Annotated in this window: 16 protein-coding genes and 1 pseudogene; 10 read left to right on the top strand and 7 right to left on the bottom strand. The window is 35.7% G+C overall.

All coding sequences use genetic code 11. The annotated features are described in order from the left end of the window. Window positions 1–307 precede the first annotated feature (307 nt). The 4 genes from CYAN10605_RS15900 (at window position 308) to CYAN10605_RS15885 (ending at window position 6,695) form a co-directional block, all read left to right on the top strand. Window positions 308–3,277, top strand: a complete 2,970-nt coding sequence (locus CYAN10605_RS15900) for a hybrid sensor histidine kinase/response regulator (protein WP_015220967.1) — start codon at window positions 308–310, stop codon at window positions 3,275–3,277. A gap of 575 nt (window positions 3,278–3,852) precedes the next feature. Beyond that, complete coding sequence (locus CYAN10605_RS15895) at window positions 3,853–5,157, top strand: response regulator (protein ID WP_015220966.1); 1,305 nt, start codon at window positions 3,853–3,855, stop codon at window positions 5,155–5,157. Window positions 5,158–5,175: 18 nt separating this feature from the next. Further along, on the top strand, window positions 5,176–5,922 hold the full coding sequence (locus CYAN10605_RS15890; RefSeq protein ID WP_015220965.1) for an MHYT domain-containing protein: 747 nt from the start codon (window positions 5,176–5,178) through the stop codon (window positions 5,920–5,922). A gap of 110 nt (window positions 5,923–6,032) precedes the next feature. Beyond that, complete coding sequence (locus CYAN10605_RS15885) at window positions 6,033–6,695, top strand: class I SAM-dependent methyltransferase (protein WP_015220964.1); 663 nt, start codon at window positions 6,033–6,035, stop codon at window positions 6,693–6,695. On the opposite strand, the pseudogene CYAN10605_RS15880 reads toward CYAN10605_RS15885, so the two are convergent. Next, window positions 6,692–6,949 (bottom strand): annotated as a pseudogene (locus CYAN10605_RS15880) (Uma2 family endonuclease); the annotation flags it as partial. The gene CYAN10605_RS15885 and the pseudogene CYAN10605_RS15880 overlap by 4 nt on opposite strands. Before the next feature lie 35 nt (window positions 6,950–6,984). Continuing rightward, window positions 6,985–7,104 carry a photosystem I reaction center subunit VIII gene (locus CYAN10605_RS15875; protein WP_015220963.1) on the bottom strand — a complete coding sequence of 40 codons (120 nt, stop codon included), beginning with the start codon at window positions 7,102–7,104 and terminating at the stop codon, window positions 6,985–6,987. Between the two features lie 187 nt (window positions 7,105–7,291). Between CYAN10605_RS15875 and CYAN10605_RS15870 the strand changes: the two genes are divergently transcribed. Continuing rightward, window positions 7,292–7,777, top strand: a complete 486-nt coding sequence (locus CYAN10605_RS15870; RefSeq protein ID WP_206536282.1) for a photosystem I reaction center subunit XI — start codon at window positions 7,292–7,294, stop codon at window positions 7,775–7,777. 62 nt (window positions 7,778–7,839) lie between these two features. Here CYAN10605_RS15870 and CYAN10605_RS15865 read toward each other — a convergent pair whose 3' ends face one another. Beyond that, window positions 7,840–8,214 carry a group I truncated hemoglobin gene (locus CYAN10605_RS15865; RefSeq protein WP_015220961.1) on the bottom strand — a complete coding sequence of 125 codons (375 nt, stop codon included), beginning with the start codon at window positions 8,212–8,214 and terminating at the stop codon, window positions 7,840–7,842. 404 nt (window positions 8,215–8,618) lie between these two features. Between CYAN10605_RS15865 and CYAN10605_RS15860 the strand changes: the two genes are divergently transcribed. Next, window positions 8,619–9,377 (top strand): slipin family protein, encoded by a 759-nt coding sequence (locus tag CYAN10605_RS15860; protein ID WP_015220960.1) that lies wholly within the window; start codon window positions 8,619–8,621, stop codon window positions 9,375–9,377. A 467-nt stretch (window positions 9,378–9,844) separates the two neighbouring features. Here CYAN10605_RS15860 and CYAN10605_RS15855 read toward each other — a convergent pair whose 3' ends face one another. Both CYAN10605_RS15855 and CYAN10605_RS15850 read right to left on the bottom strand, forming a co-directional pair. Next, window positions 9,845–10,231 (bottom strand): hypothetical protein, encoded by a 387-nt coding sequence (locus CYAN10605_RS15855; protein ID WP_015220959.1) that lies wholly within the window; start codon window positions 10,229–10,231, stop codon window positions 9,845–9,847. A gap of 45 nt (window positions 10,232–10,276) precedes the next feature. Then, the gene (locus CYAN10605_RS15850; protein ID WP_015220958.1) at window positions 10,277–13,249 is read right to left on the bottom strand and encodes a glycosyltransferase; all 2,973 of its coding nucleotides are present in this window, start codon (window positions 13,247–13,249) and stop codon (window positions 10,277–10,279) included. A gap of 145 nt (window positions 13,250–13,394) precedes the next feature. Here CYAN10605_RS15850 and CYAN10605_RS15845 point away from each other — a divergent pair, with 145 nt between their 5' ends. Next, the gene (locus tag CYAN10605_RS15845; protein WP_015220957.1) at window positions 13,395–15,779 is read left to right on the top strand and encodes an HD family phosphohydrolase; all 2,385 of its coding nucleotides are present in this window, start codon (window positions 13,395–13,397) and stop codon (window positions 15,777–15,779) included. A 396-nt stretch (window positions 15,780–16,175) separates the two neighbouring features. Continuing rightward, window positions 16,176–17,357 (top strand): TRC40/GET3/ArsA family transport-energizing ATPase, encoded by a 1,182-nt coding sequence (locus CYAN10605_RS15840; protein WP_015220956.1) that lies wholly within the window; start codon window positions 16,176–16,178, stop codon window positions 17,355–17,357. Window positions 17,358–17,598: 241 nt separating this feature from the next. Here the strand turns inward: CYAN10605_RS15840 and rlmB are convergent, their stop codons facing one another. Beyond that, window positions 17,599–18,429: a 23S rRNA (guanosine(2251)-2'-O)-methyltransferase RlmB gene (gene rlmB, locus CYAN10605_RS15835; RefSeq protein ID WP_015220955.1), complete on the bottom strand. Its 831-nt coding sequence runs from the start codon at window positions 18,427–18,429 to the stop codon at window positions 17,599–17,601. Between the two features lie 237 nt (window positions 18,430–18,666). Here rlmB and ilvC point away from each other — a divergent pair, with 237 nt between their 5' ends. Continuing rightward, window positions 18,667–19,659 carry a ketol-acid reductoisomerase gene (gene ilvC, locus CYAN10605_RS15830; protein WP_015220954.1) on the top strand — a complete coding sequence of 331 codons (993 nt, stop codon included), beginning with the start codon at window positions 18,667–18,669 and terminating at the stop codon, window positions 19,657–19,659. A gap of 150 nt (window positions 19,660–19,809) precedes the next feature. Here ilvC and ybeY read toward each other — a convergent pair whose 3' ends face one another. Then, window positions 19,810–20,322, bottom strand: coding sequence for an rRNA maturation RNase YbeY (gene ybeY, locus CYAN10605_RS15825; protein ID WP_015220953.1), 513 nt, complete (start codon window positions 20,320–20,322; stop codon window positions 19,810–19,812). A gap of 289 nt (window positions 20,323–20,611) precedes the next feature. On the opposite strand from ybeY, the gene glyA reads away from it, so the two are divergent. Next, window positions 20,612–21,895, top strand: coding sequence for a serine hydroxymethyltransferase (gene glyA, locus CYAN10605_RS15820; RefSeq protein ID WP_015220952.1), 1,284 nt, complete (start codon window positions 20,612–20,614; stop codon window positions 21,893–21,895). Window positions 21,896–22,255 lie beyond the last annotated feature (360 nt).

Below are 22,255 nucleotides of genomic sequence, written 5' to 3'. Positions count from 1 at the left end.
TATTTTTATCTTAACCTGAGTTTTGGATAAGCTGAAAGCAGACCAACTCGTAGTCAGAAAACCTTATAGCTTCTTCTTAGAAATAACGATAAAATTGCCTTAACCCGAACTGACTTAAACAAGGGGCTTAAGCCCCTTGCCTAGGTCAGAAGAAAGCCCCTTGCTAAAAACCCCTACCACCTGCAACCTGCAACCTGACACCTGACCTTTTTTAAATTGAAATTGCCATTCCAGCACGATGCCAAAGGCACTGCCTCTGTCCGCACTTACCCTCATATACGAAAAAACTAGATAAATCGATAAAAAAATGGATCAAGAACAAATAAAAATGAATTTCCTCGATGAAGCGGAGGAGTGTTTTGATAGTATTGAGTCTGCGTTACTGCATATTAGTTCTACTGTTGCCGAAACAGAAAAAATAGACTTAGCTTTAAGGGCGGCTCACTCGGTGAAAGGGGGGGCGGGGATGATGGGATTTATGACTTTAAGTGAAGTTGCCCATCGTTTAGAAGATTTTTTGAAAATTTTACGGGTACATTATCATTCGACTAATATTGATGTTGCGATCGAAACTTTATTATTACAGAGTGTAGATCAAATGCGTCATATCAGTGATTTGTACCGTCATGGGTTAGAAATAGACGAAAATTTAAGTCGAGATTTAGAGATTATTTTCACAGGCTTACAAGAATATTTAGGAGAACTTACCCCAGAAGACGAGGATTTTTTGTTTACTCAAAATGAGCAGGTTGATTCGGCTTCTTTGATGTTTGAGGAAGGGGCGCAGAATATTATTGATAATTTTGCTCGGTCGATGGAAAATTTATCGGTCGAGGAATTAAAATTTACTTTACAGTCTGCCTGTGAACAACTATCCTTTTGCGCTCAGTTAGCAGAATTAACCCCAGTTATAGAACTTTGTCAGTCTATTCAACAACATGCTGAAATTATTGAAACAGAAAATATTAAAGCTCTTTGTGATGAAGCAATAAAATCTTGGCGACGCACTCTTGCTTTAGTTATGCGCGGTAGCTTAGATAAATTGCCTTCTAGCTTGGATGTCTCTTTTATGCCCCTAGAGGAAAATTTAGTTAGTTGGGATGAAGATGATTTATCCTCCTTGACGGATGCCCTTGATACTGTCACTACAACAAACTTATTCTCTCCAGAAGAAACATTCGATGAAAATGATTTATCTTCCCTAAGTGATGCTCTCGATAACTTAACTTCTGAGGAAATATCCTTGGAGGAAGATTTGGTAACGAATAACAACCGAGAAGATACTGAGGAGTTGTTAATTCCTGAAGAAGAATTAGCCTTATTGGAAAATGCTTTATCTGAGGCAATTAGTGAAACAACCGAAGAAATTAATACACCCGTTATCAATCAAGCAAAGCCAACTATTTCCAAAACTTCTAGCCGTCAAACTGTCAGAATTTCCACAGAACAAATTGAACAGTTAAATAATTTATTTGGCAAGTTAATTTTAGAACGAAATCGGGTTAATTCCCATTTAGAACAATTAAAAAACTTTGTGGAATTGATGAATCAACGGATGAGTAAGTTAGAAGACTCTAATCGCCTTTTGCGTGATTGGTACGATCGCACTTCCGTAGCGGATTTAATTACTGTTACTCAAGGGGGTGGTATTGCTTCAAAAAACGTTGCCAGTAGTCCTTTAAATGAGCAGTTTGACGCTTTAGAGATGGACAGATATACTGATGTTCATTTGATTTCTCAGGGGCAAATAGAGACGATTGTGCAGTTAAAAGAGGTGGGAACTGATATTAACTTGGAACTGCTGGAAGTAAACCGAGGAATGCAAGAACTAAATCAAACGATGCGATCGCTGCAAAAAAATGTGACTCAAATTCAAATGCGCCCTTTCAGCGACTTAGTTAAAGGCTTTCCCCGTTTGATGCGAGACTTAAGTATTCAATATCATAAACAAGTAAACCTCACCATTGAAGGAAAAAACACCCTGCTCGATCGCACCTTTATTGAATCTCTGAATGCACCGATGGTACATTTGATTCGCAACGCCTTTGATCACGGAATCGAATCACCCCAAACCCGTCAAGAAAAAGGAAAAGCCACCATGGGGAACATCAAATTAAGTGCCGTCAACCGAGGAACAAAAACCATTATTACCATTGAAGATGATGGGGCAGGAATTAACTTGGACAAAATCAGTCAAAGACTCCAAGAAATGGGTTTTAGCCCAGAGCAAATAGAGCAAATGTCCTCTCATCAATTGGTAAATCATATATTTGATGCAGGTTTTAGCACTGCTGATCAAGTTACCGAATTATCTGGGCGTGGAGTTGGTATGGATGTAGTACGCACCAACTTGCACGAAATAGGAGGAGAAATTCAAGTTACCACCAAGATAGGAGAAGGGACAAAATTTACTTTAACCGTGCCTTTTAACTCCTCCATTTTAAGGGTAATGATTGTCGAAAGTGCGGGGGGATTTTTCGCTATACCCGTCAACAGCGTGCGAGAAGTCCTTAACCTTTCTTCAGAAATAGAACAAAATTCTCGACAAATAACTTGGCAAAATCAAACAATTCCCCTCATATCCTTAAAAGAAACTCTTACTTTCAATCGCCCCTATCAATCTAGGCAAATGTCAGGTAATCCCATCATCAATCAATCTGTAGCCATCGTTGTTGGCGAGGGAAATAACTTGGGTGCATTAGAAGTGGAAAAATATTGGGGAGAACAAGAAGTCACCATTCGTCCTATTGAAAGTTATATACCCTTACCAGAAGGTGTTATTAGTTCCATGATATTAGGAGATGGGCGAGTATTACTTTTAATTGATCCTGTTTCTTGGATTCAATCTTCTATCACAGAGGAACAAACTTTTATCCCTTCTATTCCCCATACATTCGTTACTCCAAACACCAAGACAATTCTTATTACCGATGACTCTATCAATATTCGTCGTTATCTTGCCTCTACTCTGGAAAAGGCAGGTTATCAAGTGGAAGAAGCCAAAGATGGACAAGAAGCGGTAGAAAAGCTATTAAGTGGTTTATCTGTTCAAGGGATGATTTGCGATATTGAAATGCCCAACCTAGACGGCTACGGAGTTTTAGAGGAAATCAAAGGAAAACCTGAATTTCAGTCTTTACCCATTATCATGCTCACTTCTCGCAGTAACGAAAAACATCGTCAAATAGCTCTTAATTTGGGGGCAAGTGCTTATTTTTCCAAACCTTACAACGAAGGGGAATTACTCGAAACGATAAAAAATCTCATATTAAGCTAGTTTGCATTGCACAAGGCAAGAGGCAAAGGGCAAAGGTGAATAGTGTTGGGGTGGATAGTTGATAATTAAAAATTAAAAATTAAGAATTAAAAACTCTGAACACTCATTACTTTCTTCTAAAACCTGAAACCTGAAACCTGACACCTTATCTCCTCATCCCCTAAACACCCTGACACCGAACTGAGGTTAACTCCAAACTCATTTCTCAAATTTAAAGTGTATTTTTAATGAGTTTATTTATATATAAAAATTAAGATTTCAACATTATACTTAAGTAGGTTGTTCAAAACTTTAAATATTCGACAAAATTTTGTGTTATAATTAAGGCCAAAATATTTTTTTTTACAGCAATCATAAATAATTTTAGATTAAGAAAAAACACATTAGTATTGCTAATTTTTATTGTTTTTATCTTATTTTTATCATAAAAAACTTTTTCTAATCAATATTAGAGATTCCGTGGTGTCTCCTTATATTTTCGATCTTTTGAGTATTTTTACTTATCTCAAGAGTCGTTTTGTGTTGCTTAAATTTCATATTTTAAATTAAACTTATTTATTTTATTTTTATCTGCAATGAATCAAGAATATCCTCCTTTGGAAATACTAAGGAAAATTTGTCAAAATAAACAAACTGGACATTTACAAATTCAAACAAATTCTGTCAGATGGAATATTTATTTAGTTGAGGGTAAAATACAATATGCCCAACACAATTTACAGTCTATTGAAACTGTTAAAAATTACTTAATACATCTACAAATTCCCTTTGCTAATACTATTGGGTCTGATTTGAGAAATCTTAGTAAACCGTTTTTATTACTTGCAATCGTAAAAGAATTAGTAGAACAAAATCAAATTAATAGAGAGCAAAAGAATATTCTATTAAGGAAACTAACAGAAGATGCGATCGAATCTTTTATCTGTTTACCAGAAGGACAAACTAAATGGGAAGTAAATAATAATCTATCACTAATGGGTGCGCCAAAGATATTTGAGAATAATGGAATAGAAGGCGATCAAATTATTGACTCACTTAAAGGGAAGATTAGCCAATGGCAAAAACTAAAACCCTTCATTTCTTCCCCCCATCAGCGCCCTTCTTGCCCCAATATAAGCCTTTTATCAACAAAGGTATCTGGAGGAAGTTTAACCCCTTCTGTATTACAAAAACTTGTCAAAACCATGACGGGAGAAAGTCTCAGAAATATTAGCTTCCTACTCAAACAAGATGATTTTAAATTGGCTCAAGTATTATATCCTTATATCAAACATCGCATTATCATTTTAGATCCTCCCAAATCCCCCCTTGATAAATTACCATTAATTCCGTCTGTTAGTAACCTTTCTTCTCTTCGGGTGCGTAATGTTAGGGGAAATTATTTCACAGAAAAAGCTGAAAATATATCTTCTTCTGTAAAGTCAACCATCGTTTCTTCCACTAATACTGTCAATACTGTTAAAAATAATCTTCCCGTTTCTTCTACGATTAAACCATCTCCTTCTATTGGTTCTAAAACTCATAAAATTATTTGTATTGATGATAGCCAAGTAATGTTAGACACCATCAAAGATTATTTAGGAAGTGAAAATTATGACACTTTGACGGTAGCAAATCCCATGCAGTGTTTACCATCTTTGTTTGCGAGTAAACCAGACTTAATATTGCTGGATTTATCCATGCCAAATATTAACGGTAATCGTCTTTGTCAAATCTTGCGTAGCAGTCCTACTTTCAAACAAGTTCCTATAATTATTGTGAGTGGAAATATTAATATGTTAACTCAAGAAAAAATAGAGGCGATCGGAGCTAATGACTTCTTACCCAAACCATTTACGAAAGAAGAATTATTAGTTATTGTAAATAAATACTTATTATAGAAATAAATAAATATTATCATGAATATTACTTACGACATCCCTCTTGTAATACTATCTGCGATCGTTGCCGTGGGGGCAGGTTTCTTTACCATTGAAATGTCCAATGAAATAGTTTTAAATAAAGGTATTGAGCGTTGGACTTGGTTAATTATCAGTGCTATTACTATGGGTATGGGTATTTGGGGTATGCACTTTATCGCTATGACGGCTTTTTCAATGGGGGTTGAAGTTAGCTATGATTTTTTGATCGTCGTAATTTCTCTTTTGGCGGCGATAATAGGCTGTGTACAAGGTCTATATATTATTACTCAACCATTAGTTAACCTGAAAACCTTACTAGCGGCTTCTATTACTATGGGGGTTGCGATCGCAGGTATGCACTACATTGGTATGGCAGCCATGAGAGTCCCCGGAACTATTAATTATGATCCGATCATTTTTACTTTATCCGTAATAATTGCTATTGTTGTCTCCTTTGCGGCGATGAAGATAGTAATTAGCCTAAGACAAATGAAAAAGAATTCCCGCTACTCCTTATATAAAGTAATCGCTTCTCTAATCATGGGAGGAGCAGTTCTTTCTATGCACTACACAGGTATGGCCGCCGCTAAATTCAAAATTGATGTCAGCTCTTTATTATCACTATCACAGGCTAATTTTTTAGATAGTGAGGTAATTGGCTCTTCCGTTGGAATTACCGTAATTGGGATGTTTGCCATTATTTACATAGTGTTATTAAATGCGAGTTGGAATCGTTCCGTTTAGAATAATTGCATAGTAACGAAAAAGTAATTATGAATTAGCAATTAGGAATTAAAAATTATCATTTCTCTATCGTGAAACAAGCATCTTGCTTGTAATTTACTTATTGTGTTATGACGATTCAAACTCTTAATCTGACTCCTCCACTTTATGAATATTTATTATCCGTTTCTCTAAAAGAAGCATCTATTCTTAAGGAGATAAGGGAAAAAAGCTCAACTCACCCCCTCGGCAAAATGCAAATAGCTCCCGAACAAGCACAGTTTATCTCTTTACTGATAAAGTTATTAGGGGTAAAAAAGATCCTTGAAATAGGAGTGTTTTTAGGTTACAGTTCCACTGCAATGGCATTAGCTTTACCCGAAGATGGACAACTCATCGCCTGTGAAAATAATCCCGAATTTGCTGAAATTGCCCGTCAACATTGGCAAAAAGCCTCTTTAGAAGACAAAATTATTCTCCGTTTAGATTCAGCCTTAGACACCTTAGAAGCATTAAAAGAAGAAGGATATAATGAAGAATTTGACCTCATCTTTATCGATGCCGATAAGAGTAATTATTATAACTACTATGAAAAATCCCTTGATTTATTAAGAAAAGGGGGATTAATGATCATAGATAACGTTTTGTGGCATGGTAGAGTTGCCAATCCCGAAATTAACGATAATCGCACCAAAAGAATGAGAGAATTTAACCGCAGATTGTTTGAAGATGAAAGAATCGAATTGAGTTTACTACCTATTGGGGATGGATTAACCCTTGTAAGAAAGATCTAAATTTTAGTTGAATCAATTAGGTTTTGACTAAATTGTCGTAAAGCGATGCTTGAACCCTGTTTCCATGCCAACTCCACATAATTGGGCAAAATATTCTTCACATCTATATCAGGAAATAAACGACTTTTATCACTGTCTAAATAACCCTCTTTTTTCCAGATATAAATAATCAAAATTTCTTGACGATAAATCCATAACTCAGGAATTTTTAACAATTCATAAGCCTTAATATCCGTTATAGAGGTAAAATCTACTAAAACCTAACACCTAAACCCTAACACCTAAAACATTACGCCTCGCTTTCGATTTGTAAGAATAATAATCCCATTACAACAGCAGGCATAACTAAGCCAACAGCAGGAACTAAAATGGCAGGTAAGAAAGAAGCCGCAAAATCTCCAAGAATCATTTTTTTATTTTCCTATACTAAAAAAAGTTAACCTAGATGGATATTACTGCTAAGTTTAACCAAAAAGAATCAAATATAAAGATTCTTAACAAAAAAATGTGAATAGACTCCGATCAAGTTAAAGTAAGCTAAAAATACTTAATTATTTGATAACCAATTTAAGGAGATCGTATAAAAAACAATGAGTATAGACGTAGTAAACCACGGTGGAGATCCCCAAGTAGGAAACCTCTCTACTCCCATTAATGGATCTGCTTTTACTAAGGCTTTTATTAATGCTTTACCTGCATATCGCAAAGGTTTATCTCCTAACCGTCGTGGTTTAGAAGTAGGTATGGCACACGGTTACTTACTATATGGACCTTTTGCCGTTTTAGGTCCTTTACGTTTAACTGAATATGGACCTACTGCTGGTTTATTAGCAACTATTGGTTTAGTTTCTATTCTTACCATCTGCCTATCCATTTATGGTGCGGTGGGAGTAAGCAAACCTACTGAAACTTTGACCACTCCTGAAGTACCTATGGATTTAGCTACTAAAGAAGGTTGGAGTGAATTTGCTGGTGGCTTTTTATTAGGTGGTTGTGGCGGTGCGTTTTTCGCTTTCTTCCTCTGTCAAACTCCCCATTTACAGCCTTTAATTGAAGTTGCTAGTAACATTTGGTCTTCATAACATCGGTTAATTACTGTTAAAATTCAATCCCTCTCCAAAATTAAGAGAGGGTTTTGTTTTTTCTATCGGTTTAAAACATCATTTCGATGGGATACAGCCCCGACAATCGCCCCAACTTCGTCAATTAAATTTTGTTCGATACCTAACTCTTTGAGAGTATTGATCAAATTTTCTGCGATCGCATCAAAATGAACATCCGTTAAACCCATATTATCTACTAAATGTTTATGGGATTCTCGCATATCTCTACCAGAAAAAGTATCAGGACCTCCAAAAGCATAAGTCATAAAAGCCTTTTGATGAGCTTTTTGTTTCTTCATATCCGTATTGGCAAAGAAATAATTAACTCGGTCATCCTTTAACACCTTATCATAGAACTTATCGACTGCAATATCTACAGCTTCTTTACCGCCTAATTTTTCGTACAAACTACTCATGATGAAATACTCCTATTTTGATTCATTGCTATATTGCTATTTAGCAATTATTAATATCTTCTCACATTCATCAGGAATATGAGTGAGTAAAATACAATAAGTGCATAAAATTAATGTTAATTTTGCATAAAACAGGAGGATGATATTAACCTCAGTTCGGTTTAAGAATATCGGATAAGGGTGGGTATCAGTTATTGGATAGCAGGTTTTAGGTTTAGGAGGGTAATGAGGAAAGGAGAAAAGTCTTTTTAATCAAATTATGAATTTGTTGAGTTTAATTCGGTGGACAAATCTAAGTGAAAACTCTAGGGAAATAGAAATTAGAATAGAACTAAGGCAGTTAAAGATTAATTAAAACGAACCTTATTGCCAAATTTCCCAAATTGTTATAAGGAGATAGCCAAATGGAAGCCCTAGTCAGCATAGTCATCCCCGTTGTAATTTTTGCCCTTACAGGCTTTAAAGTCGATCGAGAATATGAAAGAGGGGTTATTTTTCGTTTAGGGAGAATGAGTGGCATCAAAGGACCTGGTATTTATTGGACAATTCCTCTGATTGATCAAAAAGCAAAAATTGATATTCGTACAAAAACAGTTGACATACAATCTCAAGAAACCATTACCGCCGATAGTGTCACTGTTAGAGTTAATGCAGTATTATACTACAGAGTTTTAGATCCCGATCGCGCTATCAATCGTATCGAAAACTATGAATTTGCAGTTTATCAAGCCTCTATGACTACCCTGCGTAATGTAGTTGGACAAAATATTTTAGATGATATACTACGAAATCGAGACAAAATTAATCATCAAATCCAAGAAATAGTTGATGAGATTACTGATCCTTGGGGTATAGTCATTGAAAGAGTAGAAATGAAGGATGTAGAGATTCCCCAATCTATGCAAAGAGCAATGGCACAGGAAGCAGAAGCCATCAGAGAAAAACGGGCAAGACTGATTAAAGCCTCCGCAGAAAAAGAAGCCTCTTTAATGCTTTCTGAAGCTAGTAATCAAATTGCAGAAAATCCCATCGCCCTTGAGTTGAGAAGACTACAAACTTTAACGGAAATCGGTACAGAAAATAATACTACTACAGTTATGTTAGTACCAACCGAATTAATCACTATGACTAAACAGATGGCAGAAAAGATGAGTAAGAGCTAGAAGCAAAGTGTATAGTTTAAAGGGCAAAGGGCAAGAGGCAAACCCCTCTGTGTCTCCCCTTAAAAAAACCCCCTTTTATCCCCAGGGCTGTTTCATTTTCGAGAAAGAAAAAAGAGCGGGAGATAGGGAGAGAGGGAGATGAGGGGATTTTTGTTCATAAAGTTTTAACTAATAGAAAAAAATCCTTGTATATCTTACTCTTACTTAATCTCAGTTAACCTAATTTTTTATTTTGAAACAGCCCTGCCTCTCGAGCATGGTTTTTTCATTCTCAAAAATGTCAATTTTTGAAACTAACAAATAGTAACATATACAGGAGTTTTTAAGTATTAATTAATCAATTATTAAGAAAAAACGCTCCCCTCTACTGTGGGAGAGGGGTTGGGGGTGAGGGCAAGATAATTTTGCCCTGACTTTGAAAAACCCCTGGTAAAAGAGGAGATATAGAGGGGTTGTCAAATTAGTCTCTAATGAAAATAACGATAAAGCCAGTGTTTTTCTCCTTGTTGAAGAATTTTAACCATTTCTTGACGAAGATAATATTTCTCTTTATTCGACAATCCTCCTCGAAGAATATGAAGACTTTGCCAGACTAACACAGAAGTAGTAAAGCCCATACAAAAAGCAATTCCTAACGCCCCTAAAGGAGTAAATTCAATTCCTACTCGAATCGCCGCCCAAGTGCATCTTTCCTGACAAAGAGAAATTGTTTCTCTAAATTGCCACAATGACCATGGTAAAATTAGTATCCAAGCACATACAACCAAAATCCAACGAAGATATATCTTTAATTGATATAACCTTTCTATTTGTGCTTCTGTAACTTCAGGCATATTTTGATCAGCTTTGTTCATGATTTAGACAAAAATATATTAGTGTTGCTGATAGCTTCATACTTTCTAACGATTAATTAAACTCAATTCAGTTTTCCAGAGATTGGCATGTTGTTCATGACGATTATCATGGAAAATGTCATAGTTAGGATTAAAGTTACCATTACCTAATTTAAGAGCTATTTTGCGGTGTAAATCTTCCGTATTTTTCGCTAATTGACGGGTTTTCCAAAGAGTTTTAGTCGCCGTAAAAGTTTCCGTATTTTCTAACCAGTCTAACTGTCGATATGCCGTTAAAAGCTGTTCAATGCTAGGTTTAAATTGTAATAAAGGCGATGTAGGCTTAATTTCTGCTAAAAATTGACAAAGATTGTAAGCATACTCAATATCACTGCTAATATGTCCACAATAAGACTTACGATAAGCTAAAGCATGATATAAAAACTCTTCCACCACATCAGGATTTTTATTGGCAAAAGCATATTTAACTCCCCCTAAACTGCGATGAAGATACCAAGCCCGAATATCCTCTACTTCTGCCATCGGACTTTGAGTGGTACGGGCATCGGGATAATTCCAGAATAACCCTAAAACTCGATTAACCATTTTTGTTTTTATATGAGGCAAAACTCGGTTTTTAAATTCTGTATCTCCTGCCCCTCGATAAGTTGGATCATAATAACCATATTTATCGTGGATATTTTTTCTGTACAATCCTCCCACTAAAGAAAGGTAGCAGGTTTCTAAGTATTCTAAATTCTGGTCATAATTAGCCCGATTATAAAGCATAATATCCTGAAAATGATTACCTTGTAAATCCACTTCGGTTACTAAACTATGGGCAATGACCCAATCTGTCTCTTCATCTTTATCTAATTCTTCAGCAAGGACTTCTAAACATTCGGGAATAATCGTCTCATCCACTCCTAAAAAGGTGATATAGTGCGATCGCACCTCTAAAATTGCCCGATTCCACGCTTTTTGGATGGTTTCCCTTTGATGTGATCTAAAATATACAATGGGTAACTTTAACTCATCCGCTAGGGCTAAAAATACCTGATATTCCTCATCAGGTGAACCACTATCCATTAAAATTACTTCCATATCTCCTGTTTTTGCCAGAGTTTGTTGTGCCAAAACCCGTAAAAATAAAGGTAATTTAGGAGCGGCATTATAAAGAGAAACGATTACTGATACTTTATAACTATTTTTATCTCTCCTATCGTCTATAATTTCATATTCTTCACGGTCATATTTTAGCAAATTAGTATAAGTTGTATTGAGAAAATCTAAGGCATTTTCTGTTTGTTGATTAATGTCTTTAAACATCACTTCTGTAGCTTTTGCCTCTGATTTAAAGCCTTTTTCCTCTAAAATTTTTAAGACATAGGGTAACTCATTAAACTTATCATAACCTAAAGTTCGCATACTTCTAAGTAAATAGGTTGCCGCCACTAAATCATTATTTCTCATCCTTTCTAAACGAGCAATTTCTCGCCAAACTCTCACTCTATCAATCCTAAAAGCACTCTGAATTTTTCCTTTAATTCCCTTTGCCTCTGGTTCAACAGTTTCTACAAAGTTCCAAACTTGTTGCAATTTTTTTTCTATCTCTAATTCCGTTTGTTCACTTAGAGTAAATACCTTATGATATTGGGAAGCAAGAAAAGGCGATTTAATTAACTGAGATGCTCGATTATTTTCTGCGTAATCAGTGGCTTTATTCTTTAATTTACTAACAGTAGGTCTAACCACTTTTTGCATTAATTTAGTAGCATTATTTTTGATAATATTTTTATTTTCAGGGCGATGTTGCCAATAATCAATTAACTGTAAATACCATTGTTTTAATTCCAAAGCAGTATCCTTTTCAACATCACTTTCTGCTTGATAAATTTCTGTTAAATTAGGATCATTAGTAGAAGTATCAATATCAATTAACGCTCGATTTAATTTCTCTCTATATTCTTGATAATTTTCTAAAACATCTGCTAACTTAGGTAAACATTCATAAGTATTTTCTACATCTATTTTAATCCAGGGTAATTGAGGGAAATTTTCTTCTAAAAATTGACAAACGCCAGCACCACTACCGATAGCTGTAGGACATCCTGAAAAAAGAGATTCTAACGCTAATAAATTAAGAGTATCATAGCGAGAAGGAAGAAAAATAATAGCAGGTTGAGCAAAAATTTGCTTTAACTCTTCTCTTGGTTTTGATGATTTAATTTCGATATTAACTAATCTTTTATTAATCATCTCCTGTAATAAATCTTGAGAAGATTGTCCAAATTCACTATAACTATGAGGTCCAATAATAGTTGCTTCACTATAGTTATGAGGAGATAGCCACCAAACTAAATTAACAAAAATATCTGCTCCTTTTCTTTTTTCTGTTCTACCAATAAAATATAAATTAGCTTTTTTATCTATATTTTTTAAAGGCTGAGGTTTAGGTAAATCAATAAAATGTAAGGGATTAAAATAATGGCTTTTAACATTAACTAATTCTCTCCATTCTTGTAAATAACTTTTACTAATTCCATAACGAATATCAGCAGTTTTAAACTGCATTTTTTCCTCTAAATCGAGAGGAATATTTACTTCATTAGAGCCAAACCAATCCATCCGTAAAGTGGTAGATATTTTTCCGTGTAGAGAAAGAGCAACTTTATTACATTTAACTCCGTGATACTCTAAAGCTGGACGTAAGAAAAGAGTATATTGTTCATAATCAGGAGCATCCACAACATCAAATTCATAATCTTTAACAGAGTTAGCAATATTACTAGCTAAAGTGAAAGAACGATAAGTCCAACGAGGGGGATTTACGTTAAGATAATAGTTAAGATCATTAATTTCATAAATAGGTTGATAAGGGATTGGATTTGCATTTTTTGGACGAGGATTGTTAGTATTTTCTTGGTTAATTAAATAATAAAATTCAAGATGAGGATTTTTTTCAATGATTTGACGGTAAAAAGTTTGTCCGCCTCCTATTTTTTTGAATAAGTCAAAATCTGCAATTAATATTTTCATAATAAAAATTTCGTATAACAGTCTTAAATGATTTATATATTTTTATCAATTCGAGATCTCAGTATAATAAAGAAAGGTTCAGTAGAGGAGTGATCAAAAAATTAAAAGATTAATTTCATTTGATGTGATACAACTTTAAATTAATATGAATGCTTTACAGTTAATCGGTAAAACTATCAAAAACTGGCAAAATAAATCTCTTCATCAATCTACTGTTACCTCTAATAAAGAGTCTAGTAGTAATAATGTTTCCGAAGACAGTCAACCTTTTCTATTACGTTGTATTTGTCGGATTCATTCTCCTGTAATGATTATTATTTCCGTCACCAGTTTAACGGGATTAATTAGTTATCGTTTCTACAATCAACCAGAGTTAGCAGTTGGCACTATCTCTCCTGCCAAAATTGTTGCCCCCCGTGATGGTAGTTTTGTTGATCAAAAAACCACCGATGAATTGCGGAAAAAAATTCGGAATGGTTCTTTACCTGTACTTCAAGAAGATACTAATATATCTAATAGATTAAGAACTAATTTAGAAAATCAGCTACGAGAAATCGATAATTTACGGAGTTTAAAACGGAATATTTCCTTAGTTTCTACAGGAATTATCTCTACACCCATTCAATTATATTTATTTAATCTGTCACAGAATGAATGGCAGGAAATAATTAACGATGTCAATTCAAATCAACCTCTTAACTTAGAAAATAACGCAGTAAGACAATTATGGAATTATAAGCAACAAGTTGATGAAGTTAAATTCCAAAATCTTTTAAATCAGTTACAGCTATATAGGGAACAATATCAAACTATTGAATCACAAATTCAAAAAATCTCTTTCGATAATTTGAGTAGGGCAGATAAAGAAGTTTTATTTAGTTTAGATAGAAATACTTGGCAAAAAAGTCGGCAACAAATTTTAAAAACCCAAAAGCTAATTTTAACTCAGGGTATTTCCGCAGGATTACCAGAAGAAATCAAAGAGCAAACAGTTCAAATTCATCTTGAAAATGCCCTACCTCCTAACTTGGTTAATATTGGCGTGAAATTATTATTGCCCAATTTAAAACCCAATTTAATTATCGATCAAGAAAAAACCAGTGCAAGGGCGGAAAAAGCGGCTCAAGAAATTGAACCAGTAGTAGTTTCCATTCAAAAAAATGAAGTAATTGTCAATGCGGGAGAAAAAATTACTCAAGGTGATTTTATTCTTTTAGACAATTTTGGTTTAAGTCGTAGAAGTATTAACTGGACTGGAATTCTGGGTTCTGGTGCTTTAGTTTCGGTGTCTTTAATTACTTTTATGGCGATCGCAGATCGTGTTAAGAAAAAGTTAAGGCGCAGAGATCAAGTATTAATATGGTTATTCAGTCTCTCAATTCCAGCCATTAGTATTGTCGATGTGGGCTACAATTCCTTACCTGCGGTTGGATTTTTAACTAGCACTTTTTATGGACCAACCTTAGCCTTAACCCATGTTACTTTGATGACAGGTTTAACCATATTTCAAATTGAAACAGTGGGATGGCAATATCTAATTCCTTCTTTTGCTGGTGGAATTTTAGCCAGTGTAATGGCTAGTCGTCTTCATTCAAGGGAAGAATTAGCCCTATTAGGTGCAGGAGTCGGATTAACTCAGGGTAGTGTTTATTTCATCGTTCATTTGGTGGGTAGTGCCGCCGCAGGTACTGTATGGTATGCCTTATTACCCGGTGCATTATGGCATGGTACTGTAGGGCTAACTTATACAGTTTTAGCCTTGGGAATCTCCCCCTATTTAGAAAGATTTTTTGATTTAATTACGCCCATTCGTCTAGCAGAATTATCAAACCCCAATCGCCCCTTATTAAAAAGATTAGCAACAGAAGCCCCCGGCACATTTCAACACACCATGTTTGTAGCTAGTTTAGCTGAAGCCGCCGCCCGTCGTTTGCATTGCAATGTGGAATTGGTCAGAGCAGGTACTTTATATCACGATATAGGAAAAATGCACGATCCTCTCGGTTTTATCGAAAATCAAATGGGGGGTCCAAACAAACACGACATGATAAATAATCCTTGGAAAAGTGCTGATATTATCAAAAAACACGTTAGCGAGGGAATTGTTATGGCAAAAAAATGTGGACTACCCCAAGCTATTAGAGATTTTATCCCTCAACATCAAGGTACTTTACTTATTTCCTATTTCTATTTTCAAGCCAAGAATCAGAAAGAAAACAACCCTGAAATCATGATCAACGAATCAGATTTTCGCTATGATGGTCCAATTCCCCAATCAAGAGAAACAGGTATTGTTATGTTAGCCGATGGTTGTGAAGCCGCTTTGCGCTCTCTTAAAAATGCAACTCCAGATCAAGCTATGGCAATGGTTAATAAGATTTTTAAAGCCCGTTGGCGCGATCATCAATTAGATGACTGTGGAATCAAATATGAGGAATTACCAATTATTGCAGAAGTATTTGTAAATGTTTGGCAACAGTTTAATCATCAGAGAATCGCTTATCCAAAAGGAGCGTTAGACAGAAATTAATATCAGTGAAAGGTGTCAGGTTGCAGGTTGCAGGTGTTAGGAGTACGATTTCAGAGTATTGGGATATTTGGGGATGAGGCGATGAGGGGGAAGTAGGGGCAAATGGCCATTCGCCCCAATAGGAGTTCGGAGTTTTTAATTCTTAATTCTCAATTCTTTACCTTTTCCCCTTGCTTCTTTAATTTTGCCCTTTCTTAACCTAAAAATTTTATTGATAATGATTCAAAATAAATTTTACTAAGTTTTGCTCACATTTTTCTAGTTTTTACGTTTTTTTCCGTGTTAACTACCTGCCACAAATCAACAATTTTATCTAGGACTGAGATAGTAATAGTAACAAAACGTTATATTTTAAGAAACTAGCAATCATTAATAATAACAATAATCAAAAAAATCATGCGTGTAATCTTAATGACGGGGAAGGGCGGAGTTGGTAAAACATCCGTTGCGGCGGCCACAGGTTTAAAATGTGCGCAAATGGGTCATAAAACCCTAGTGTTAAGTACAGATCCCGCCCATTCTCTAGCAGATAGCTTTGATATGGAATTGGGACATGAACCTAAAGCAATTAGAGAAAATCTCTGGGGTGCTGAACTAGATGCACTAATGGAATTAGAAGGCAACTGGGGAGCAGTTAAACGTTATATAACAGAAGTTTTACAGGCTAGAGGTTTAGATGGTGTCCAAGCTGAGGAATTAGCTATTCTTCCGGGTATGGATGAGATTTTTGGCTTGGTGCGTATGAAAAGACACTATGATGAGGGAGATTTTGATGTTTTAATCATCGATTCTGCTCCTACAGGTACTGCTTTAAGGCTACTCAGTCTTCCTGAAGTTAGTGGTTGGTACATGAGAAGATTTTACAAACCTTTTCAAAGTATGTCGGCGGCTTTACGCCCTCTTTTTGAGCCTATTTTTAAGCCTATTGCTGGATTTTCTTTACCTAGCAATGAAGTAATGGATGCACCCTATGAATTTTATCAACAGATTGAGGCTTTGGAGAAGGTTTTAACGGACAATGCGCAAACTTCGGTTCGATTGGTCACAAATCCTGAAAAGATGGTAATTAAAGAGTCGTTAAGAGCTCACGCTTACTTGAGTTTATATAATGTTTCTACGGATTTAGTTATTGCTAATCGTATTATTCCCGAAGAAGTTGAAGATCCTTTTTTCCAAAAATGGAAGGCGAATCAAAACATCTACAAAAAAGAAATTTATGATAACTTCCATCCTTTACCTGTGAAAGAAGTTCCTCTTTACTCTGAAGAAATGTGCGGTTTACAGGCATTAGAAAGGCTCAGAGATACGTTATATGATACTGACGAAGATCCCAGTAAAGTTTATTATCAAGAAAATACCATTAGAGTTGTTCAAGAAAATAATAACTATAGTCTTGAATTATACTTACCCGGCATTCCTAAACAGCAAATCAAACTGAATAAAACAGGGGATGAGTTAAATGTAAGAATTGGTAATCATCGCCGTAATTTAGTTTTACCTCAAGCCTTGGCGGCGTTGAATCCTTCTGGAGCAAAAATGGAGGAGGACTATTTAAAAATTAAGTTTGCCAATAATTAGGAGTAATGGGGTATTGGGTTATTGGGGCAGTGCTGTTTCAAAGTAAAAAATTAGGTTAACTGAGATTAAGTAAGAGTAAGAGATACAAGGATTTTTTTCTATTAATTAAAACTTTATGAACAAAAATCCCCCCATCTCCCTCTCCCCCTATCTCCCGCTCTTTTTTCTTTCTCGAAAATGAAACAGCCCTAGGTTATTGGGGGGATAACCTGACACCTGATACCTGATACCTGATACCTATCTAAATCAATTGACGGCGTATTTCATAGAGACAAATAGCAGAAGCTACCGAGGCATTTAAGCTAGGAGTTTTTCCTGTCATAGGAATGGATACTAGAAAATCACAGGCTTTAGCGGTGGAAGGGCTTAATCCTTTTTCTTCTGAGCCTATTACTAAACCGATCGCACCTTCAAATTTAGTATTATGTAAGGAGTTACCCTCCATCATCGTGCCATAAATCCAAAAACCTGCTTCTTGTAAAGATGCGATCGCATTATTCAAATTAACAACTCTTGCGACGGGAAAATAAGCTAATGCTCCTGCCGCCACTTTCATCACCGTAGAAGTAACTCCTACCGCCCTTCTTTGAGGGATAATTAAACCCTGCATGGAAAAGGCTTCTGCCGTACGAATGATTGCTCCTAAATTGTGAGGATCATTAATACCGTCAGCAATTATAATTACTGGATTGTCTGTTTCACTTTTTGCTTTATCAATCAATTCTGATAAATCGACATACTCATAAGGGGCAACAGTGGCAACAATTCCTTGGTGATTTGCTCGGTTGGTTAATTGATCTAATCTTTTATTATCCACCACATCAATAACAGTACCATTAGCCTTAGCTTGAGGAATTAAAGACTCAAAGCGAGAATCATGAAGCATTCGAGAATTTAGGTAAAGACGATTTAATTGTTGTCCGTTTTCTAAAGCGGCTAAAACAGGATAAGAACCATAAATTAAATCAGAACTCAATTCATTTTCAAATGTATTAAGATTTTCTGAAGCAGGAGAAACAGAAGATTTTGGTTTTGAAGGCTGATTTTTCTTTTTAGGTTTAAAATTCGACATAACTGAGAATTGAGTGATGAGTAATGAATAATAAGTGATGTATTGATTGGGGTATCGGCCAGAAATAAAAGAAAATCATTAACCTGCTACCTGATACCTGATACCTGATACCTGATACCTTTTTGAGATTCTCCATTCTAAATCCTTAATTGTTAATTCTCTCTTATTCAACTGTCATGATACAATAAAAGTTTGCCTATTAAATTACATTAAAATATTTATATTAGAGGTACAATTATGGCTCAAATGTACTATGATAATGATGCTAAATTAGAGTTAATTTCTAGTAAAACAGTAGCAATTATCGGTTATGGTTCTCAAGGACACGCTCACGCTTTAAACCTCAAAGAAAGTGGAGTTAATGTCATTGTTGGACTTTATGAAGGTAGTAAGTCTAAAGCTAAGGCCGAATCTGCTGGTTTAAAAGTTCATTCCGTAGCTGAAGCCGCTTCCTTAGCTGACTGGATTATGATTTTATTACCAGATGAAGTACAGCGTACTGTTTATGAACAAGAAATAGCACCTTACCTAACTAAAGGTAAAGTATTATCTTTTGCTCATGGTTTCAATATTCATTTTGGGCAAATTGTACCTCCCGCCGATGTTGATGTTGTCATGATTGCTCCTAAAGGACCGGGTCATTTAGTTAGACGTACCTACGAACAAGGGCAAGGTGTACCCGCTTTATTTGCTGTTTATCAAGATGCTTCTGGAGAAGCGCGCGATCGCGCTATGGCTTATGCTAAAGGTATTGGTGGCACTCGTGCAGGTATTTTAGAAACCTCTTTCCGTGAAGAAACCGAAACCGACTTATTTGGTGAACAAGCAGTATTATGTGGTGGTTTATCCGCTTTGATTAAGGCTGGTTTTGAAACCTTAGTTTCTGCTGGTTATCAACCCGAATTAGCTTATTTTGAATGTCTCCACGAAGTAAAATTAATCGTTGACTTAATCGTTGAAGGCGGTTTAGCAGAAATGCGCAACAGTATTTCTAACACTGCTGAATATGGTGATTATACCAGAGGACCTAGAGTTATCACCGATGAAACCCGTGCAGAAATGAAGAAAATCCTCACTGAAATTCAATCTGGACAATTTGCCCGTGAATTTATCTTAGAAAATCAGGCAGGAAAACCCGGATTTACTGCAATGCGTCGTCGTGAGTCTGAAGAAACCATCGAGGAAGTTGGTAAAGACTTAAGAGCGATGTTTAGCTGGTTGAAAAAATAATTAGCCTCACTTTTATTAGTGAATAGTGAATAGTGAATAGTTGATAGTTAAGAATAAAAAGCTCTTAACTTATTTCATTATTCATTACTCATTTATCCCCCTCACCTCAACAACCCAAACCAAAAGATTTTTCAGCAAATCATAAGTAATTTATTCACACCATTCTTTCAAGGATTCCGATTCAATCCCGATTGTGTGCAGTAAAAATTTTTGTAGATTTAGCATTTCTTTTAATGATTCATCGTCAGGATGATCCCATCCTAATAAATGTAAAAAGCCATGACTAGCTAACCATAATAATTCTATCTCTAATGAATGAAGATGCAGTTGGGCTTGTTTTTCTGCCGTTTCCACTGAAATAATAACATCCCCTAATGCAACTAAATCCATATCAAAATCAGGAAAGTCAGTTTCTAAGGCGGCAAAAGATAAAACATCTGTAGGTTGATTTTTGTCTCGAAATTGAGCATTAAAACTCTTTATATCCTCATCATTGGTTAGTCTTAAAGTCATTTCATAGATTTTTGTGGGATCGAAATCCAAATCCAAACTATTTAACCATTTTTCCAGATAAATTTGCCAATTTTCTTCTTTAATGAGGGGTATTTGATTTTGAGGGGTGAAAAATAAATCTTCTAAATACAATTCCAGACTATAAGCCATATAAAAATGAGAGGATGTATTGGTAATTTTCTCTTAATTCTCCCATTAATCTTATCACCTTTCTTGTATCCCGTTTAGGCGTTGGGGAATTAAACCATGATTTTTAGTTTAGATCGGCAATGGGCAAAGATGTATAGTGAATAATTGATAATTAAAAATTCCGTTCACGACCGAAGGGAGTATAAGAGCTGAAGGCGAACTCTCCAAACTCAAACTGAGATAGTGTCGAGCAGATCGCAAATCAATTATTATAGATAGAGTATGTTTATGATTAAAGTAATAAATTAACGTGAGTAAAACTAACTTAGAATTTTTAGCCGACACAGATCCAGCTATAGCGGAAATTATTGCTAATGAGTTACAAAGACAAAGAGGACATTTAGAATTAATTGCTAGTGAAAATTTTACCTCTCCTGCGGTAATGGCGGCACAGGGTTCTGTTTTAACCAATAAGTATGCAGAGGGTTTACCGGGTAAACGCTACTATGGTGGTTGTAAATTCGTTGATCAAGCGGAAGATTTAGCCATTGAAAGAGCAAAACAGTTATTTGGGGCGGCAATGGCAAATGTACAACCCCATTCAGGGGCGCAGGCTAATTTTGCTGTATTTTTAACCCTTCTTAACCCCGGGGATAAAATCATGGGGATGGATTTATCTCACGGTGGACATTTAACTCATGGTTCTCCTGTTAATGTTTCTGGTAAATGGTTTGAGGTTTGTCAATACGGTGTAAGTAAAGAAACTGAACGCCTTGACTATGATCAAATTCGTGAGTTAGCGTTAAAAGAACGTCCTAAGTTAATCATTTGCGGTTACTCCGCTTATCCTCGCATTATTGATTTTGAAAAATTCCGTGCGATCGCAGATGAAATAGGAGCGTATTTATTAGCAGATATTGCCCACATTGCAGGATTAGTAGCCACTGGGCATCATCCTAACCCCGTGCCTCATTGTGACGTAGTTACTACCACCACCCATAAAACTCTCAGAGGACCTCGTGGAGGCTTAATTTTGACCCGTGACGCAGAATTAGGTAAAAAATTAAATAAATCTGTTTTTCCCGGTACTCAAGGCGGTCCTTTAGAACACGTCATTGCAGGTAAAGCAGTGGCTTTTGGTGAAGCGTTAAAACCTGAGTTTAAAACCTATTGCGGACAAGTTATCGCCAATTCTAAAGCATTGGGTAATCAGTTAGTAAATAGAGGCTTTAAGTTAGTTTCTGGCGGTAGTGATAATCACCTCAATTTAGTGGATTTACGCTCTATCGGCATGACGGGTAAAGTGGCAGATCAACTTTTAGGAGAAATCAGTATTACTGCGAACAAAAATACTGTACCTTTTGATCCTGAATCTCCTTTTGTCACCAGTGGTATTCGTTTGGGAACTCCTGCTGAAACCACTAGAGGTTTAACAGAAGAGGATTTCACCGAAGTGGCTAATATTATCGCTGATTGTTTACTCAATCCTGATGATGCAGATGTGAAAGCTAATTGTATTAAGAGAGTAGAGGCATTATGCGATCGCTATCCTCTTTATCCTCATTTACAGATTCCTGTACCTGCTTTAGCTTAACTTGACCTCAGTTCGGTTTAAGAATATCCGATAAGGTTAGGTGTCAGGTGTCAGGTTGCAGGTTGCAGGTGTTAGGGGATGAGGTGATGAGGGGAAAGGAGGAAGTAGGGGCTTAGGGTTTTGGGGGGGGTAGGGGTTTTTAGCAAGGGGCTTTCTTCTGACCTAGGCAAGGGGCTTAAGCCCCTTGTTTAAGTCAGTTCGGATTTAGGCAATTTTATCGTTATTTCTAAGAAGCTATAAGATTTTCTGACTACGAGTTGGGATGCTTTCAGCTTATCCAAAACTCAGGTTAACTTGAGTAATGTATCTAGTGAAAAGGCAGGAAATAAGCAATAAACAATAGGGGCAATACTTGCCTCA

This window comes from Cyanobacterium aponinum PCC 10605, from assembly GCF_000317675.1.
Lineage (GTDB): Bacteria > Cyanobacteriota > Cyanobacteriia > Cyanobacteriales > Cyanobacteriaceae > PCC-10605.
Note: the sequence above shows the minus strand (reverse complement) of the source record. Positions and strands in the feature narration are given on the sequence as shown.

What these genes read in the sequence shown, in the direction of transcription:
- CYAN10605_RS15900 (WP_015220967.1), top strand. Translation starts at nt 308, where the DNA reads ATGGATCAAGAACAAATAAAAATGAATTTCCTCGATGAAGCGGAGGAG.
- CYAN10605_RS15895 (WP_015220966.1), top strand. Translation starts at nt 3,853, where the DNA reads ATGAATCAAGAATATCCTCCTTTGGAAATACTAAGGAAAATTTGTCAA.
- CYAN10605_RS15890 (WP_015220965.1), top strand. Translation starts at nt 5,176, where the DNA reads ATGAATATTACTTACGACATCCCTCTTGTAATACTATCTGCGATCGTT.
- CYAN10605_RS15885 (WP_015220964.1), top strand. Translation starts at nt 6,033, where the DNA reads ATGACGATTCAAACTCTTAATCTGACTCCTCCACTTTATGAATATTTA.
- CYAN10605_RS15875 (WP_015220963.1), bottom strand. Translation starts at nt 7,104, where the DNA reads ATGATTCTTGGAGATTTTGCGGCTTCTTTCTTACCTGCCATTTTAGTT.
- CYAN10605_RS15865 (WP_015220961.1), bottom strand. Translation starts at nt 8,214, where the DNA reads ATGAGTAGTTTGTACGAAAAATTAGGCGGTAAAGAAGCTGTAGATATT.
- CYAN10605_RS15860 (WP_015220960.1), top strand. Translation starts at nt 8,619, where the DNA reads ATGGAAGCCCTAGTCAGCATAGTCATCCCCGTTGTAATTTTTGCCCTT.
- CYAN10605_RS15855 (WP_015220959.1), bottom strand. Translation starts at nt 10,231, where the DNA reads ATGAACAAAGCTGATCAAAATATGCCTGAAGTTACAGAAGCACAAATA.
- CYAN10605_RS15850 (WP_015220958.1), bottom strand. Translation starts at nt 13,249, where the DNA reads ATGAAAATATTAATTGCAGATTTTGACTTATTCAAAAAAATAGGAGGC.
- CYAN10605_RS15845 (WP_015220957.1), top strand. Translation starts at nt 13,395, where the DNA reads ATGAATGCTTTACAGTTAATCGGTAAAACTATCAAAAACTGGCAAAAT.
- CYAN10605_RS15840 (WP_015220956.1), top strand. Translation starts at nt 16,176, where the DNA reads ATGCGTGTAATCTTAATGACGGGGAAGGGCGGAGTTGGTAAAACATCC.
- rlmB (WP_015220955.1), bottom strand. Translation starts at nt 18,429, where the DNA reads ATGTCGAATTTTAAACCTAAAAAGAAAAATCAGCCTTCAAAACCAAAA.
- ilvC (WP_015220954.1), top strand. Translation starts at nt 18,667, where the DNA reads ATGGCTCAAATGTACTATGATAATGATGCTAAATTAGAGTTAATTTCT.
- ybeY (WP_015220953.1), bottom strand. Translation starts at nt 20,322, where the DNA reads ATGGCTTATAGTCTGGAATTGTATTTAGAAGATTTATTTTTCACCCCT.